Below are 17555 nucleotides of genomic sequence, written 5' to 3'. Positions count from 1 at the left end.
GTGAACAGACGTAACTTTATTAAAGCAGCCTCCAGCGGGGCATTGCTGTTGGGCGCCGCGCCGTCCATCAGCCATGCGGCTGCAGAAAACCGTCCGCCGATCCCTGGTTCTTTGGGGATGCTCTATGACTCGACGCTGTGCGTAGGCTGCCAGGCCTGTGTCACCAAGTGTCAGGATATCAACTTCCCGGCGCGTAACCCGGAAGGCGAGCAGACCTGGTCGAACAACGACAAACTGTCTCCGTATACCAATAACATCATCCAGGTGTGGCGTAGCGGAACAGGTGTGAACAAAGACCAGGAAGAAAATGGCTACGCATATATTAAGAAACAGTGCATGCACTGTGTCGATCCGAACTGCGTCTCCGTTTGCCCGGTCTCCGCGCTGAAGAAAGATCCGAAAACCGGCATCGTCCACTATGACAAAGATGTCTGTACAGGCTGTCGTTACTGCATGGTTGCCTGCCCGTACAACGTGCCTAAGTACGACTACAACAACCCGTTTGGTGCGCTTCACAAATGTGAACTCTGTAACCAGAAAGGCGTTGAGCGTCTGGACAAAGGCGGTTTACCGGGTTGTGTTGAAGTGTGTCCTGCCGGTGCGGTGATTTTTGGTACCCGTGAAGAGCTGATGGCTGAGGCGAAAAAACGTCTCGCGCTGAAGCCTGGCAGCGAATACCACTATCCGCGTCAAACGGTGAAAGCAGGCGATACCTACCTGCATACGGTACCGAAGTATTACCCCCATCTGTACGGTGAGAATGAGGGTGGTGGTACGCAGGTTATGGTGCTGACGGGTGTTCCTTACGAGGATTTGGATCTTCCGAAACTGGATGATCTTTCAACCGGTGCGCGTTCCGAACATGTTCAACATTCCCTGTACAAGGGCATGATACTACCCCTGGCTGCGCTGGCGGGCTTAACCGTGCTGGTTCGTCGTAACACGAAAAACGACCATCACGATGGAGGAGACGATCATGAGTCATGATCCTAAACCGCTGGGCGGAAAAATAATCAGCAAACCGGTCATTATTTTTGGGCCGCTTATCGTCCTGTGCATGCTCCTGATCGTGAAACGTCTGGTCTTCGGATTGGGTTCAGTCTCCGATCTGAACGGCGGTTTCCCATGGGGTGTATGGATCGCGTTTGACCTGTTGATTGGTACTGGCTTTGCGTGCGGCGGTTGGGCGCTGGCGTGGGCGGTGTATGTTTTCAACAGAGGACAATACCATCCGCTGGTACGTCCGGCGCTGCTGGCGAGCCTGTTTGGCTACTCGCTGGGCGGTCTGTCGATCACCATTGACGTCGGTCGTTACTGGAACCTGCCGTATTTCTACATTCCGGGTCATTTCAATGTGAACTCGGTACTGTTCGAAACGGCGGTCTGTATGACCATCTATATCGGCATCATGGCGCTGGAATTTGCTCCGGCTCTGTTTGAACGTCTTGGGTGGAAAGTTTCTCTCAAGCGTTTGAATAAAGTGATGTTCTTTGTTATTGCCCTCGGCGCGCTGCTGCCAACCATGCACCAGTCTTCAATGGGTTCATTGATGATTTCTGCGGGTTATAAGGTGCATCCGCTCTGGCAAGCTTATGAAATGTTGCCACTTTTCTCGGTATTAACCGCCTTTATAATGGGCTTCTCGATCGTCATCTTTGAAGGCTCGTTAGTACAAGCTGGTCTGAAAGGTAACGGCCCTGACGAGAAAAGTTTGTTCATCAAGCTGACGAACACCATCAGCGTGCTGTTGGCGATTTTCGTGGTTCTGCGCTTTGGCGAACTGATCTATCGCGACAAGCTGTCGTATGCGTTTGCAGGCGATTTCTACTCAGCCATGTTCTGGCTTGAGGTCGTGCTGATGGTCTTCCCGCTGGTGGTGCTGCGCGTCACTAAGCTGCGTAACGACTCGCGCATGCTGTATCTGTCTGCGCTGAGCGCATTGCTGGGTTGTGCGACATGGCGTCTGTCTTATTCGCTGGTGGCGTTCAATCCTGGTGGTGGCTACCACTACTTCCCGACCTGGGAAGAACTGTTGATTTCTATTGGTTTTGTGGCTATTGAGATTTGTGCATACATCGTACTCATTCGTCTACTGCCGATACTTCCTCCTTTAAAACAAAACGATCAAAATCGTCATGAGGCGAGCAAAGCATGAGCCAGAGAATTACTATTGATCCGGTAACCCGTATTGAGGGTCATTTACGCATCGACTGCGAAATCGAAAATGGCGTGGTATCTAAAGCATGGGCTTCCGGTACCATGTGGCGCGGCATGGAAGAGATCGTGAAAAACCGCGATCCGCGCGATGCCTGGATGATTGTGCAGCGTATCTGTGGCGTTTGTACGACCACTCACGCTATCTCTTCCGTTCGTGCTGCAGAAAGCGCGCTGAATATTGATGTTCCGGTAAACGCACAGTATATCCGTAACATCATTCTGGCCGCGCACACCACGCATGACCATATTGTTCACTTCTATCAGCTCTCAGCGCTGGACTGGGTGGATATCACCTCTGCGCTGAAGGCCGATCCAGCGAAAGCGTCTGCCATGCTGAACGGTGTGTCCTCCTGGCACCTGAACAGCGCAGAAGAGTTCACTAAGGTTCAGAACAAGATTAAAGACCTTGTTGCCAGCGGTCAGTTAGGTATTTTTGCCAACGGTTGCTGGGGTCACCCGGCAATGCAACTGCCGCCGGAAGTGAACCTGATTGCGGTCGCTCACTACCTGCAGGCACTGGAATGCCAGCGTGATGCCAACCGCGTTGTGGCGCTGTTGGGCGGTAAAACGCCGCACATCCAGAACCTGGCAGTAGGGGGGGTTGCTAACCCAATTAACCTCGACGGTCTTGGCGTGCTGAACCTTGAACGCCTGATGTACATCAAGTCTTTCATTGATAAGCTGAGCGACTTCGTTGAGCAGGTTTACAAGGTAGATACTGCGGTTATTGCGGCGTTCTATCCTGAGTGGCTGGAACGTGGTCAGGGTGCGGTTAACTATCTGAGCGCACCGGAATTCCCGACTGACGGTAAAAACGGCAGCTTCCTGTTCCCGGGGGGTTACATCACCAATGAAGATCTGTCGACCTATCGTCCGATCACCTCTCACTCCGATGAGTACCTGATCAAAGGGATTCAGGAGAGTGCGAAACACGCGTGGTACAAAGACGAAGCGCCGCAGGCTCCGTGGGAAGGTACAACGGTTCCTGATTACACCGGTTGGTCAGATGACGGTAAGTACTCCTGGGTTAAAGCGCCGACCTTCTACGGTAAAACGGTTGAAGTGGGGCCGCTGGCCAACATGTTGTGTAAACTGGCGGCCAAACGCGAGTCTACTCATGCCAAGCTGAATGAAATCATCGCGATTTACACCAAGCTGACCGGTAAAACTATCGAAGTGTCGCAGTTGCACTCTACGCTGGGCCGTATTATTGGTCGTACCGTTCACTGCTGTGAACTGCAGAACGTTCTGCAGGATCAGTACAACGCGCTGATCGTGAACATCGGTAAAGGCGACCACACCACCTTCGTGAAACCGGATATTCCGGCAACGGGCGAATTCAAAGGTGTTGGTTTCCTCGAAGCGCCGCGCGGTATGCTGTCTCACTGGATGGTGATTAAAGATGGCATTATCAGCAACTACCAGGCGGTTGTACCGTCAACCTGGAACTCTGGCCCACGTAACTTTAATGATGAAGTGGGACCGTATGAGCGCTCGCTGGTAGGAACGCCGATTGCCGATCCAAACAAACCGCTGGAAGTGGTTCGTACCATTCACTCCTTCGACCCTTGTATGTCATGTGCGGTGCATGTGGTGGACGTTGACGGGAACGAAGTGGTCTCAGTTAAGGTTCTGTAATGCGGATATTAGTCTTAGGGGTCGGCAATATTTTGCTGACCGACGAAGCCATCGGGGTACGTATCGTTGAGGCATTAGAGCAACGGTACATCCTGCCAGACTTTGTTGATGTTCTGGACGGTGGTACGGCTGGGATGGAGCTTCTCGGCGATATGGTGAACAGAGATCATCTGATCATTGCTGACGCTATTGTGTCGAAGAAAAACACGCCAGGAACGATGATGGTCCTGCGGGATGAAGAGATCCCGGCGTTGTTTACCAACAAAATCTCACCGCACCAGCTTGGCCTGGCCGACGTTTTGTCGGCCCTGCGTTTCACCGGCGAGTTTCCGAAAAAGCTGACGTTAGTCGGCATTATTCCGGAATCGCTGGAGCCGCATATCGGGCTAACGCCAACGGTCGAAGCGATGATTGAACCTGCGCTTGAGCAGGTTCTTGCCGCGCTTCGCGAATCAGGCGTTGAAGCGATCCCTCGGGAGGCGGCTCATGTCTGAGGAGTTTGTCGGTTTTCAGACGGCCCCGAAGATGCAGATTCAGGCAGCGTTTGAAGAGGTTGCCCGGCGCTCGATGCACGATCTTTCTTTTCTGCATCCGAACATGCCGGTATATGTCTCTGATTTTACGCTGTTTGAAGGGCAGTGGACGGGGTGTGTTATCACACCCTGGATGCTCAGCGCACTGATTTTCCCTGGACCAGACCAGATCTGGCCGGTACGTAAAGTCAGCGAAAAAATCGGGCTGCGTCTGCCGTATGGCGAGATGACCTTTACCGTTGGTGAACTGGAGGGCGTATCGCAATACCTTTCCTGTTCACTGATGTCACCGCTTTCGCACAATATGTCGGCGCAGGAAGGCGTACGCTTGACTGACGATTGCGCGCGAATGCTGTTATCGCTGCCGGTGAGCGATCCAAATGCGCCGCAGCTCAATCGCCGCGCGCTGCTGCTGGGTCGTCGGAACTGCGAAAATGCATGAGCTGTCCCTTTGTCAGAGCGCGGTTGAGATTGTTCAACAGCAGGCAGAGCAGCACGGTGTCAAACGAGTAACCGGCGTTTGGCTGGAAATCGGGGCGCTCTCCTGCGTTGAAGAGAGCGCCGTGCGTTTCAGTTTCGACATCGTCTGTCAGGGGACGCTGGCGCAAGGGTGTGAGCTGCATATTGATTACAAGCCAGCCCAGGCATGGTGCTGGGATTGCAGTCAGGTTGTGGAAATCACCCAGCATGATGCGCAGTGCCCACATTGTCAGGGGGATCGTCTGCGAGTTGATGCGGGCGATTCACTGAAAGTGAAAAGTATTGAAGTCGAATAACCCATAGGTTGCTATGGGGCGGAGTCAGATATGTGTATTGGAGTCCCTGGTCAGGTTCTGGCCGTTGGTGAAGATATTCACCAACTTGCGCAGGTTGAAGTGTGCGGCATCAAACGTGATGTCAATATTGCCCTGATTTGTGAAGGTGATACGGCTGAGCTGGTCGGGCAATGGGTGCTGGTGCACGTAGGGTTCGCCATGAGCATCATTGATGAAGATGAAGCTAAAGCCACGTTAGACGCACTTCGCCGCATGGAGTACGACGTCACCAGCGCGTGACAACCGGTTTGTGCCTCATAGTGCTGCGCTTATCGGGCCTATGCCTTAGATGTAGGCCCGATAAGGCATTTATGCCGCCATCCGGCATCTTGCGTTAGCCCTGGCGCTTATCTTCGGTGCTGGTGTCGAAGTCGCTGGCGTCATGGCGCTCATGAAGCTGCTCGTTCAGCGGTCCGTTAGTGCGGTTTACAATCCGACCACGTTTAACCGCCGGACGCGCTGCCACCTCTTTTGCCCAGCGCTGTACGTGCTTGTAGCTTCCGGCGTCAAGGAACTCTGCCGCGTCGTACACGTTGCCCAGAACCACATTACCAAACCATGGCCAGACCGCCATATCGGCAATGGTGTATTCATCTCCGGCGACAAACTGATGCTGCGCTAGCTGTTTATCCAACACGTCGAGTAAGCGCTTGGCTTCCATGGTGAAGCGATTAATCGCGTATTCAATTTTAACCGGCGCATAATTATAGAAGTGACCAAAGCCACCGCCAAGGAACGGGGCAGCGCCTTGTAACCAGAACAACCAGTTCAGCGTTTCTGTACGCTTAGCCAAATCCTGCGGCAGGAAATAACCATATTTTTCCGCCAGATAGAGTAGGATTGCGCCAGATTCGAATACGCGAACCGGTGGGTTTTGCGAGTGATCGCGTAGCGCCGGGATCTTCGAGTTCGGATTCACCTCCACAAAGCCGCTGGAAAACTGATCGCCATCGCCAATGCGGATGAGCCAGGCATCGTATTCCGCGCCCTTCACGCCCTGTGCTAACAACTCCTCCAGCATAATCGTCACTTTCTGCCCATTTGGCGTTCCCAACGAATAGAGCTGCAGCGGATGTTTGCCAACCGGCAGCGTTTTCTCGTGGGTGGCGCCGGAAACAGGGCGGTTGATATTGGCGAACGCGCCGCCGTTCGATTTTTCCCACGTCCAGACTTTCGCGGGCTGATAGGTATTGTCTGACATAGTGATCTGCCTTCTGAGTGGTTGTTTGATGCAGTGTAGCAGCCAGGTAGAACTCAATTTAACAGATTGGGACTTTATGCCGTTTTGTGCTGAAAGGGGAAGATAAATCTAACCCGTTCATTGTACCTGGCTCGTACCCCATGAAGAGGAAATCAATGTTGCACGGAAATTGCTACCGTATTCACCATCAAAAATTGGTGGTGAATAAGCAGTAATAATGAAAAAAGGTGTTCCAGGAGTAAGCGGTTATCAGGGCCCGGCGGGTGGGTGGGGCGCGGTAAAAGCCGTTACTGCTTCGCTGTTTTCGCAAAAGGCTGTCGCCCGCGACATTATCGCGATGTTCAAAATGAACCAGGTTAAAGGGTTCGACTGTCCAGGCTGTGCGTGGCCGGACCCAGAGCATCGGGCGCCAATGGAGTTGTGCGAAAATGGCGTTAAGGCGGTCTCCTGGGAGACAACCAACAAGAAAGCGTCACCGGAATTTTTCAGCCGTCACCCGGTTTCCGCACTCTGGCACTACAGCGATTATGAGCTGGAAAATATCGGTCGTTTGACGCATCCCATGAAATACGATGCCGCATCAGATACCTGGCGAGCGGTGGATTGGGATATCGCATTTCAGGAAATCGGCGAGCGTCTGCACAGTTATGATTCAGCCCAGCAGGTTGAGTTTTACACCTCCGGCAGAACGTCAAATGAGGCGGCGTTCCTGTATCAACTGTTTGCCCGCGAATATGGCAGCAGCAACTTCCCTGATTGCTCAAACATGTGCCACGGACCGACCAGCGCAGGGCTAACGCCGGCTATCGGTCTTGGAAAAGGGACCGTTGAACTTGAGGATTTTGACCACTGCGATCTGGTGATTTGTATCGGGCATAACCCAGGCACTAACCATCCGCGCATGCTGACCACCTTACGCGACGTTGCCAAACGCGGGGCTAAAATTATCTCCATTAATCCGCTGAACGAAAGGGGGCTTGAGCGCTTTAGCTTCCCGCAAAGTCCGAAAGAGATGTTCACCGGTCAGGCGACGGCGCTGAGCCACGACTACTACCAGGTAAAAATGGGCGGTGACGCCTCGCTGCTCAAAGGCATCATGAAGGCGCTGATCGAAATGGATGAGGCACGGATCTTACTGGATCAACAACCGACGCTCGATCATGCGTTTATCGATGATCACACTGCCGGATATGCCGCGTTGTATGATGACTTACGCCAGCGTAGCTGGGCGGAACTGGAACAGGACTCAGGCCTGACGCGCAGTCAGATGGAAGATCTGGCGCACAGCTACAGTAAATCCAGTGCCACTATCGTTTGTTATGGTCTGGGCATCACCCAGCATAAAAACGGCACTGAGAACGTCCAGCAACTGGTAAACCTGCTGATGCTGAAAGGCAATATAGGTAAGCCGGGGGCGGGGATCTGCCCGTTGCGCGGTCACTCTAACGTGCAGGGCGATCGTTCCGTGGGTATTAACGAAGCGGCGTCCGAAGAATTCCTGCAACGCCTTGAGACGCATTTCTCTATCCGCGTTCCGCGCAAACATGGCCGCTCCAGCGTGGAGAGTATTCGCGCCATTGAGCGCGGAGACGTAAAAGCGCTTATCTGCATGGGTGGTAATCTGGCGGTGGCGATGCCGCAGCCGCAGCGTACCTTTGCGGCGATGAAAAAGTTGGATCTGCAGGTTCACGTTGCGACCAAACTTAACAGATCGCATTTGCTGCTGGCAAAACATAACTACCTGCTCCCCGCGTTGGGCAGAACCGAGCGCGACATGCAGGCGACGGGCATTCAGTCGGTGACCGTCGAAGACTCGATGTCGATGGTTCACGCGTCCTGTGGCGCGCTGAAACCGGCTTCCCGCTGGCTAAAATCAGAGCCCGCGATTGTGGCGGGCATGGCGCGCGCCACGCTGCCGCTTTCGCCGGTAAACTGGGAAGCGTTGACCGGGGACTACGCGCTGATCCGTAATGCCATTGAAGCCGTGATCCCGGCGTTCCACGACTACAACGCCCGTATTGCTGAACCGGGCGGGTTTCGTATGGATACCCCTGCATCGCGCCGTGAATGGCGAACGGTAAATGGCAAAGCCAACTTTATCGTCAGCCATCAGCGGGCGGTAGAGCGGGAGAACCAGCCTGCTGCTGCGCTTGTGCTGGCGACGCTACGCAGCCACGATCAGTACAACACCACGATTTATGGTCTGAACGATCGCTATCGTGGCATTACTGGTCGTCGGGATGTGGTGTTTTTAAGCGCCCAGGAAGCGGCGGCTCGTGGTCTGAGCCAGGGTGATGTGGTTAACGTTCAGGCGCTGGACGACAACGGTCAGCCGTGTGCGGATCGCATCATGTACGGTTTAACGGTGGTGATTTACAACATGGCGGAGGGCTCAATTGGCGCGTATCTGCCTGAAGCGAATGTCCTGCTCTCGTTGGACGCGGTGGATACACAAAGTTTGACTCCGGCCTATAAAAGCGTGCCGGTAATCCTTACCCAGGCGTAGATCCTGCTGTGAATTTTTCGCCTCTGAGCGCCAGCCGCTGCGTTGAGGTGTATGATGGTGTCGACCTCTGTCCGGTTAGTGTCGCAGAGCAGGCAATCAGAGCGAAAAATTCACGCCAACCTGCTCAGGCTGTATTGTTTTGAGGTAAGGTGCATGAGCAAAGGAACGACCAGTCAGGATGCCCCATTCGGGACATTATTGGGCTACGCCCCAGGCGGCGTAGCAATCTACTCTTCAGATTACAGCTCCCTTGACCCACGGGACTACGACGATGATGCGGCATTTCGCAGCTATATCGACGACGAATACATGGGCCACAAATGGCAGTGCGTAGAGTTCGCACGCCGCTTTCTCTTCCTTAACTATGGTGTGGTCTTCACCGATGTAGGCATGGCCTGGGAGATCTTCTCCTTACGCTTCCTGCGTGAAGTGGTGAATGACAATATCTTGCCGTTACAGGCATTTCCCAATGGTTCACCCCGCGCACCGGTAGCAGGCGCGTTGCTTATCTGGCAAAAAGGCGGCGAATTTAAAGATACCGGCCATGTGGCGGTCGTCACCCAGTTGCTGGAAAACAAAATCCGTATTGCCGAACAGAACGTGCTCCATACGCCGCTGCCTCCCGGACAGCAGTGGACCCGCGAGCTGGAGATGGTGGTTGAAAACGGTTGCTACACTCTGCGGGATACCTTTGACGACACCACCATCCTTGGCTGGATGATCCAGACCGAGGATACTCGTTACAGCCTGCCGCAGCCGGAAATCGCCAATGACTCGCTGAAAATTGGCGGTGCGCGACTGGAAGATAACGGACAGTTTGACGGTAAATGGCTGGATGAGCAGGATCCGCTGCAAAAAGCCTACGTGCTGGCCAACGGCCACGTCATTAATCAGGATCCGCATCAGTACTTCACCATTACCGAGAGTGCCGAGCAGGAGCTGATCAAAGCCACGAACGAGTTGCACCTGATGTACCTGCACGCGACCGACAAGGTACTGAAAGACGACAACCTGTTGGCGCTGTTCGATATTCCGAAAATCCTCTGGCCGCGACTGCGCCTTTCCTGGCAGCGTCGTCGGCATCATATGATTACGGGGCGTATGGATTTCTGTATGGATGAACGCGGGCTGAAGGTGTATGAGTACAACGCCGATTCCGCATCGTGCCATACCGAAGCCGGTTTGATCCTCGAAAGATGGGCTGAGCGGGGCTACACAGGGCAGGGACACAACCCGGCTGAAGGGTTGATCAACGAACTGGCGGGTGCCTGGAAGCACAGCCGCGCGCGTCCTTTTGTCCACATCATGCAGGACAAAGATATAGAGGAAAATTACCATGCACAGTTTATGCAGCAGGCGCTGCGTCAGGCTGGGTTTGACAGCAAAATTCTGCATGGCCTCGATGAGCTATGTTGGGATGATGCCGGTCAACTGATTGACGGTGACGGTCGCCTGGTGAACTGTGTCTGGAAAACCTGGGCGTGGGAAACTGCGATAGAGCAGGTGCGAGAGGTTAGCGAAACGGAGTACGCCGCGGTGCCAATTCGTACCGGGCATACCAATCAGGAAGTGCGTTTAATCGACGTGCTGCTGCGCCCGGAGGTGCTGGTCTTCGAACCTCTTTGGACGGTGATCCCAGGCAACAAAGCGATTTTGCCGATCCTCTGGCAGCTTTTTCCGCATCACCGCTATCTGCTTGATACCGATTTCACGGTTAATGAAGAGCTGGCGCAAACCGGTTATGCGGTGAAACCTATTGCAGGACGCTGTGGCAGCAACATCGATCTGGTGAGTCATCAGGAAGAATTGCTGGATAAAACCAGCGGTAAGTTTGCCGAGCAGAAGAACATTTATCAGCAGCTTTGGTGTCTGCCAAACATTGCCGGTAAATATATTCAGGTTTGTACTTTCACCGTAGGCGGTAACTACGGCGGGACCTGCTTGCGCGGCGATGAGTCGCTGGTGATTAAAAAAGAGAGCGATATCGAACCGCTGATTGTGGTAAAGGAAGAGTAATCTTTTGGCATGTTTCTGATTGCAATACGAAAGCCGGAGTCTATCTCCGGCTTTTTTAATTTACAGTTAACTTGGTGCTGATTATATTTAAATAAGTTACGTAGTGTATATATAAATTCATAAGTATTTTCTTGGGTAATATTTTATAGCTTAAATGCATTTGGCTGATGAATGCTTTTAACGATGATTAATTCCTGCTGCTTGTATTAAATAAATGTTTTATTGATTTTGATTTTAAATAAATATCACTAATATGTTATTTGGTTGATTAGTGATGCCGATCATGTTTTCCCGCGTGGAATATATCGGATTACATCGACATACTAATTATAATCATTAATTGTCATTAACGGTAATTGTTGACTGCCCACAGAAATGACGTTGTAAGAAACACGTTGAGCAATTGGAAAAGTGCTCCGTCAGGAAACGCAAAACATCGGCAGGAATCGCCGGTCTGAGAGGGACGTATGGGTGACAGTTTTCAGAATGAAGTGCCGACGGCACGCGTTAATATTAAGTTAGATTTACATACCGGAGGCGTGCAAAAAAAGGTTGAATTGCCGTTAAAGCTTTTGACCGTGGGGGATTTCAGTAATGGTAGAGAACAACGACCATTATCAGAGCGCGAAAAGGTTGATATTAATAAGAATAATTTTAACGATGTGTTGGCTAAGTTCTCACCAGTAGTTAATCTGAGTGTTAAAAATACGTTGGCTGGCGATGACAGAAAAGACGATATTAACCTTACCTTTAAAAATATCCGCGATTTTGAACCCGAACAGGTCGCAAGGAATATCCCACAATTACGCGTTTTGTTAGCTATGCGTAACTTATTGCGTGACCTGAAATCTAACTTACTCGATAACGCCGCTTTTCGTCGCGAGCTGGAAATCATCCTTAAAGATCCAGCCCTGAGTCAGGAACTGCGTGAAGAACTGGCAACCATGATGCCGAAAGAGATTTAACGCTATACAGGGTTTCCTCCGCTTAATCGGCAGGAATAGTAAAGGATCATAAAAGGAATATGCTGATGTCTGTTCAGGAACATACTTCTTCAGTCGCGACCACCACGACCAGTGAACGCAGCGTTTATCAGTCTCTCTTTGACAAAATTAATCTTGCCCCGGTTTCGACATTAAAAAATATCGATGCGTGGCAGAGCGATGAAGCGCTATCTGATGCCGCGCCGGCTGAACGCGTGACCGCTGCGATTCAGGTTCTGGTCTCATGTCTGGCGGATGCTGCGCAGCCCCAGGAACGTCTGGATAAAACGCTGCTCGATGAGCAGATTGCTCGCCTGGATAAGCAGATTAGCGACCAGGTTAATGAAGTTATGCATCATGTAGAATTTCAAAAACAAGAATCGCTCTGGCGTGGTTTGCATTCGATGATTACCGGCATCGATTTTCGCCGAAATGTCCGTGTAGAAATGATGGATATCAGCAAGGATGCGCTACGTGATGATTTTGACGACGCGCCGGAGCTTATTCAGAGTGGGTTATACCGTCATGTTTATATTGAAGAATATGACCAACCAGGCGGCGAACCCATTGCGGCAATGATTTCAGCGTACGAATTTGATAACAGCCCGCAGGATATTGCACTGCTGCGCAATATTTCTGGCGTCTCGGCTGCCTGTCATATGCCGTTTATTGGTTCCGTGGGGCCTAAATTCTTCCTGAAAGAAAATATGGAAGAAGTCGCGGCCATAAAAGATATCAATGATTATTTCGAACGTGCTGAATACATCAAGTGGAAAGCATTTCGCGATAGCGACGATTCACGCTATATCGGGCTGACTATGCCGCGTGTACTGGGGCGTCTGCCGTATGGCCCTGATACCGTGCCGGTACGTAGTTTTAACTATGTTGAAGAAGTTAAGGGGCCGGATCACGAAAAATATCTGTGGACCAGCGCCTCTTTCTCTTTCGCTGTGAACATGGTGAAAAGTTTTATCAAGAATGGCTGGTGCGTCCAGATCCGTGGGCCACAGGCGGGCGGTGCGGTTAAAGATTTGCCTATCCATTTGTACGATCTGGGTACAGGTAATCAGGTGAAAATCCCGTCTGAGGTAATGATTCCGGAAACCCGTGAGTTTGAATTCGCTAATCTCGGCTTTATTCCGCTTTCATATTATAAAAATCGTGATTACGCCTGCTTCTTTTCTGCTAACTCGGCTCAAAAACCTGCGCAGTTTGATACTCCGGAAGCGACGGCTAACAGCCGGATTAACTCACGTCTGCCATATATCTTCCTGCTTTCTCGTATCGCTCACTACCTGAAAATCCTGCAGCGGGAAAATATTGGCACGACTAAAGATCGCCGTCTGCTTGAGCTTGAACTTAATAACTGGCTGCGCAGTCTGGTAACCGAAATGACCGATCCTGGCGATGACTTGCAGGCATCACACCCGCTGCGTGATGGGCGTGTCGTGGTAGAGGATATTGAGGATACTGGCGAAATACCTGAGCGATCAGCCGGACGGCTGGCTGGCGGCGCATCATTTGATGAAAAGCGTGCGGCTCGATACGGTTAACCAGCTTCCACCGCCAGATGGCGCCGGACGTACACGCCTGGTACCCCCTAAAAGTGATTACCGCGCCCAGCTCAAGCGTCTGTATTTGCAGCAAAGCTGGACTGAACTGATTGAGCTAACTGACAGCTTATTTGTTGAGGGAGTGAATCATTTCTGGCTGGACGTGCAGTGGTATCTTCATCAGGCGTTATCCGAGGGAGATAGCACTGGAAATCAGCTATCTAAATATCATTAAAAGAATCAGCGCTTTCCCTGATTCTGGCTGATGGCATGAGAAAGATTCCCGGCGATTTAGAAGGTTGGGGCAGTATCCATCAAGTCCTGAGCTATGCAGTTCTTTGCATACTTGCTTGATATGAGCATTCAACCGAGAAATTTCGTCAGGGATTATCACTGGGCGTAAATTTTACAATCTCCCTGAATATTTCACTGCCAAGAATCTCAAGCTGATTCATCACCTCATCACTGGCCAGTTCCATTCTTTTTAATGCCAGGGACATATGCTCGTGATCGCCCGAAACAGAATACTCGACTGCCAGAACGCCGGAGTTATGTAACATTTGATGAGGTTCCTCGAGGTTTTTATATCCGGGCAAATGTGCGTAACATTTTCCGTTATCGCCGTAATACCATTTCCCCAGTCTGCATTGACTGTATGATGTCAACGCTTCATCTAATTTATTCTCTGTAAGTTTTTTATATAGATCTATTTTCCATATAACATGGTCCATTTTAATGATACTTAAAAATAGTAAATTTGATATGTAATCAATAATAGATTTCATTGCGGCTGACTTTTCAATTACGCCTTTAATAGAGCAAACAACTTCGTTTATATGTTCAGTTATTCTTGTGATTATTGCTAATTGCGCTTCGATAGATATATCAACCGTGGATCCATTGTTCTGGAGAGTTTCTGTTTGCAAAAATATATGGTTAGTGCATGTTTTGACATTTTCAGCCAATTGTCTAACTTCTTTAGAGATAACGCTGAATCCTCTTCCTGCCTCACCTACTCGAGCGGCTTCAATCGCTGAATTTATTGCAATTAAGTTTGTATGATTGGCAATTTTTTGTATGTCTTTAATTGCATCATTAATTTCAACCAGTGATGACTTTAGATGAGTCATTTGTTTTTTAATTTCTGATGATTCTTTGCCTGCCTCGTTGAACTCAATCACGAGTGATTCAAGAGAATGCATGGCTTTATTATTCTGCTCGTTTAATTCGATTATTTTATCTTTTTCTGTATTTAATTGTTCATAAGTTGAAATTAACGAGGTTCTTATCAGGTTCAGTGTCGATATGCCAGAAGTGAAATGATGGCAGATAATTTTACTATAATTTTCTGTTTTTTGTTCAGCGAGCGAGGTCTCAGCTTCGATGATGTTGGAGGATTTGTTGTAATTATAGCTATTATTTCTTTTGGCAATCTTAGCGATGATTTTCCTGATCATATCATCAATCCTTTTAATAATATTTTTAGGGGGGCAATGATTTTATCCGTTTATCGCTTGGGTTATAGCTTTCGTCAATATGTTTTTGGTTAATTTTATTTAATATATCATAATCTCTTGATGTTCATTTTGTTAAATTACTGTACGGAGTGGGATTGTATTTGGTCGTCCTCATTCTAAATTTAAATTTTTCTCTATTAATATAAGTGTTATCTTTCATCTTAACCAAAATATTCTTTCAATATATCTACGTAGTCTGGCTATGAAGATGGATTACAGCATTTTTTTATAAATTGAAAGAACGCGGGAAGTAGCCAGATGTGACGACATAGAACGATTACATACGCAAAACTGAAATTTGATAACTGCGCGTTAAACTTCAATATTATTAATGTGTTTATAATAATGTTGAAATCCTGACTAGTAATAGATTTTGATGTGCAATCACAGTGGTAATCATGGAGGGATTTTGTTTCATAAAATAAAAACACCCTAATAAGGCCTCGTTTGCATAGCATCAAAATTTAACGGTTGAACGGATGTTTTTACGTCCATTTTAATTATTTCTGGTGGCTGACCGTTTACGGACTCGTAGTGAGCACCAGCACTGGTTAAGACCAAAACCCCACCTGTCCAATTTGATCAACCCGCTGACAATTATTTTCACAGGGGTTATTGGTCCCGTAGTTCCAGCTTCCCCCTGAAGACATTCATTACGTCACGTTCAAATACCTCACCTTTGCTCTGATGCAGTTGCTCAAACGTGCTCAGGATATTCTCTTCACTGACTGAAGGAATATCGTCTTTTTCCAGACTGTTGTACCACTATTCACAGACAGCTGCATCCATCACACTGAGCATGCCGGATTTATGCCTTTTACCCGAAAACAGTTTCAGAAAATGCAGGCCATGCAGTCCCTTCGTGCTGGACAAAATCGCCTGCTGATTCAACTGAACAAGCTTTTTGAACGCGGCACCATTTTGCCACTGCAAGTGGTCTATCTGGATAAAACTGTGCCTGGCGCCGCTTGATTTTGATGCGATACAAGTTGGTATAACACTTTCGCTGCGTTTGCCGCCACAGGTTCATTATTAGTGCGACTGACATGGTGTGACGTTAACCCGTAGTCTTGGCATTATCGTGAACCCGTATGCCCGGCGAGGGCGACGGATGATACACAGGTCAGACTAACAGCGTGCGCTGATAATAATATTTTTAAGTAATCTTACAAATGAAAAAATGTTTTCTTATGTTTCAGGTTTTATCGCAATTTAAAATTATTATGCTAAATAAAGCATTAGCATGTCGATTTTAGTCTTTGAGATATGCTGTCATTGATCAAATAATATGTTGTTATTTTTTAAGCAAACGAGAAAACGATAAGCATATTTTTCGATATTCAAAGCGGAAGTATTCCGTATTGGAATATTTATATTCGTTGATTTTTGTGAGGTCAGTTGCATAACATTCTTTACTGTATTTTAAGGAGATGTAATGAGCAGCACAAAATTAACCAATATTACCCGCAGCCGTAAAATTGTAGACTCATTGTTATATCAATGTGACATCATTATAAATGGCGATAAACCTGGCGATATAAAAGTCCATAACCCCCAGTTTTTTAAACGTGTTTTAAAAGAAGGTTCAATGGGATTAGGCGAATCCTACATGGATGGATGGTGGGACTGCGAGTATCTTGACTCATTTTTTTATAAATTATTAAACAAGCGAATCGATAGCAAAGTTACGGGGAACTTCCATGATGCGGTTTATTATGTTGTTTCCAGGATAATTAATTTACAGTCTATTTCACGTTCCCGAAAAGTAGCCAGAGTACATTATAATCTTGGCAATAATCTCTTCGAATCGATGCTTGACCCATGGATGCAATATTCTTGTGCATATTGGAAAGATGCTTATAATCTCGAACAAGCACAGGTTAAAAAGTTATCGTTAATTTGTGATAAATTAATGTTAAAACCAGGGATGAAGGTTTTAGATGTTGGTTGTGGGTGGGGCGGGTTAGCTTCATTTATAGCTAAGAAATATAATGTTTCTGTAACAGGAATAACGATTTCGGACGAACAAAAGAAACTCGCTGAAGACAGATGTGATGGATTAGATGTCGTGATAGAACTCACCGATTATCGGGAGTTACAAGGAAAGTTCGACAGGATTGTATCTGTAGGTATGTTTGAGCATGTTGGATTGAAAAACTATGATATATTTTTCAAAAAAATGCATGACATCTTAACAGATGATGGATTATTTTTATTACATTGTATTGGTAGCAATCAGTCTGGAGGTGGGGTAGATCCATGGATAAATCGCTACATTTTTCCTAATGGACGTCTGCCTTCCATACAAGAAATCGTATCATGTACCGAAGGACGTTTTATAATGGAAGACTGGCATAATTTCGGTGCAGACTATGATATGACATTGATGGCATGGGACAAAAACTTTCTTGATAACTGGGAGTATAACAAAAAAGATTATGATGAAAGATTTTTAAGGATGTTCCATTATTATCTTTGTTCTTGTGCTGGTGCATTTAGAGCCAGAGAAATTCAGTTGTGGCAAGTATTATTTAGTAAGAATGGAGTCAGAGGCGGACTTCGTGTAGCTCGATAGA

The 17555-nt window shown here is 48.6% G+C and carries 15 protein-coding genes and 2 pseudogenes; 14 read left to right on the top strand and 3 right to left on the bottom strand.

Annotated features, from left to right (window positions below; all coding sequences use genetic code 11):
• The 7 genes from hybA to hybG are packed head-to-tail and all read left to right on the top strand — an operon-like array spanning window position 1 to window position 5443.
• Window positions 1–987 carry a hydrogenase 2 operon protein HybA gene (gene hybA / locus OGY15_RS04525; protein ID WP_187253248.1) on the top strand — a complete coding sequence of 329 codons (987 nt, stop codon included), beginning with the start codon at window positions 1–3 and terminating at the stop codon, window positions 985–987.
• Window positions 977–2155 (top strand): Ni/Fe-hydrogenase cytochrome b subunit, encoded by a 1179-nt coding sequence (hybB, locus tag OGY15_RS04520; protein WP_003024479.1) that lies wholly within the window; start codon window positions 977–979, stop codon window positions 2153–2155. The genes hybA and hybB overlap by 11 nt, the downstream gene beginning before the upstream one ends.
• Window positions 2152–3855: a hydrogenase 2 large subunit gene (gene hybC / locus OGY15_RS04515; RefSeq protein ID WP_003024476.1), complete on the top strand. Its 1704-nt coding sequence runs from the start codon at window positions 2152–2154 to the stop codon at window positions 3853–3855. The genes hybB and hybC overlap by 4 nt, the downstream gene beginning before the upstream one ends.
• Window positions 3855–4349, top strand: coding sequence for a HyaD/HybD family hydrogenase maturation endopeptidase (locus OGY15_RS04510; RefSeq protein ID WP_286538504.1), 495 nt, complete (start codon window positions 3855–3857; stop codon window positions 4347–4349). The genes hybC and OGY15_RS04510 overlap by 1 nt, the downstream gene beginning before the upstream one ends.
• Window positions 4342–4830, top strand: a complete 489-nt coding sequence (hybE, locus tag OGY15_RS04505) for a hydrogenase-2 assembly chaperone (protein WP_151217711.1) — start codon at window positions 4342–4344, stop codon at window positions 4828–4830. The genes OGY15_RS04510 and hybE overlap by 8 nt, the downstream gene beginning before the upstream one ends.
• On the top strand, window positions 4823–5164 hold the full coding sequence (hypA, locus tag OGY15_RS04500; protein ID WP_003024462.1) for a hydrogenase maturation nickel metallochaperone HypA: 342 nt from the start codon (window positions 4823–4825) through the stop codon (window positions 5162–5164). Before hybE ends, hypA begins: the two co-directional genes overlap by 8 nt.
• A 30-nt stretch (window positions 5165–5194) precedes the next feature.
• The gene (gene hybG, locus OGY15_RS04495) at window positions 5195–5443 is read left to right on the top strand and encodes a hydrogenase maturation factor HybG (RefSeq protein ID WP_003024459.1); all 249 of its coding nucleotides are present in this window, start codon (window positions 5195–5197) and stop codon (window positions 5441–5443) included.
• 94 nt (window positions 5444–5537) lie between these two features.
• Here hybG and yghU read toward each other — a convergent pair whose 3' ends face one another.
• Window positions 5538–6404 carry a glutathione-dependent disulfide-bond oxidoreductase gene (gene yghU / locus OGY15_RS04490; RefSeq protein ID WP_151224345.1) on the bottom strand — a complete coding sequence of 289 codons (867 nt, stop codon included), beginning with the start codon at window positions 6402–6404 and terminating at the stop codon, window positions 5538–5540.
• Between the two features lie 217 nt (window positions 6405–6621).
• Between yghU and OGY15_RS04485 the strand changes: the two genes are divergently transcribed.
• From OGY15_RS04485 to OGY15_RS04465, 5 genes and pseudogenes are all read left to right on the top strand, one after another.
• The gene (locus OGY15_RS04485; RefSeq protein ID WP_286538497.1) at window positions 6622–8910 is read left to right on the top strand and encodes an FdhF/YdeP family oxidoreductase; all 2289 of its coding nucleotides are present in this window, start codon (window positions 6622–6624) and stop codon (window positions 8908–8910) included.
• A gap of 153 nt (window positions 8911–9063) precedes the next feature.
• A complete protein-coding gene (gss, locus tag OGY15_RS04480; RefSeq protein ID WP_151217708.1) occupies window positions 9064–10926 on the top strand; it encodes a bifunctional glutathionylspermidine amidase/synthase in 1863 nt (620 codons plus the stop codon).
• Window positions 10927–11393: 467 nt separating this feature from the next.
• The gene (tssB, locus tag OGY15_RS04475; protein ID WP_151217707.1) at window positions 11394–11891 is read left to right on the top strand and encodes a type VI secretion system contractile sheath small subunit; all 498 of its coding nucleotides are present in this window, start codon (window positions 11394–11396) and stop codon (window positions 11889–11891) included.
• A 65-nt stretch (window positions 11892–11956) separates the two neighbouring features.
• Window positions 11957–13462 (top strand): type VI secretion system contractile sheath large subunit, encoded by a 1506-nt coding sequence (gene tssC / locus OGY15_RS04470; RefSeq protein WP_286538492.1) that lies wholly within the window; start codon window positions 11957–11959, stop codon window positions 13460–13462.
• A pseudogene (locus OGY15_RS04465) lies at window positions 13374–13658 on the top strand (type VI secretion system domain-containing protein); the annotation flags it as partial. The gene tssC and the pseudogene OGY15_RS04465, both read left to right, overlap by 89 nt.
• Window positions 13659–13842: 184 nt before the next feature.
• Here the strand turns inward: OGY15_RS04465 and OGY15_RS04460 are convergent.
• Together OGY15_RS04460 and OGY15_RS04455 are read right to left on the bottom strand one after the other, a co-directional pair.
• Complete coding sequence (locus OGY15_RS04460; RefSeq protein WP_187258993.1) at window positions 13843–14919, bottom strand: methyl-accepting chemotaxis protein; 1077 nt, start codon at window positions 14917–14919, stop codon at window positions 13843–13845.
• 601 nt (window positions 14920–15520) lie between these two features.
• Window positions 15521–15789 (bottom strand): annotated as a pseudogene (locus tag OGY15_RS04455) (DUF4942 domain-containing protein); the annotation flags it as partial.
• A gap of 39 nt (window positions 15790–15828) precedes the next feature.
• On the opposite strand from OGY15_RS04455, the gene OGY15_RS04450 reads away from it, so the two are divergent.
• On the top strand, window positions 15829–15951 hold the full coding sequence (locus OGY15_RS04450) for a hypothetical protein (RefSeq protein ID WP_286538787.1): 123 nt from the start codon (window positions 15829–15831) through the stop codon (window positions 15949–15951).
• Window positions 15952–16414: 463 nt separating this feature from the next.
• Complete coding sequence (gene cfa / locus OGY15_RS04445) at window positions 16415–17554, top strand: cyclopropane fatty acyl phospholipid synthase (RefSeq protein ID WP_187253229.1); 1140 nt, start codon at window positions 16415–16417, stop codon at window positions 17552–17554.
• Window position 17555 lies beyond the last annotated feature (1 nt).

Source organism: Citrobacter sp. Cu231 (assembly GCF_030332265.1).
In the GTDB taxonomy this organism is placed as follows: domain Bacteria; phylum Pseudomonadota; class Gammaproteobacteria; order Enterobacterales; family Enterobacteriaceae; genus Citrobacter; species Citrobacter meridianamericanus.
The sequence above is the reverse complement of the archived record's forward strand: the minus strand, read 5'-3'. Positions and strand labels throughout refer to the sequence as shown.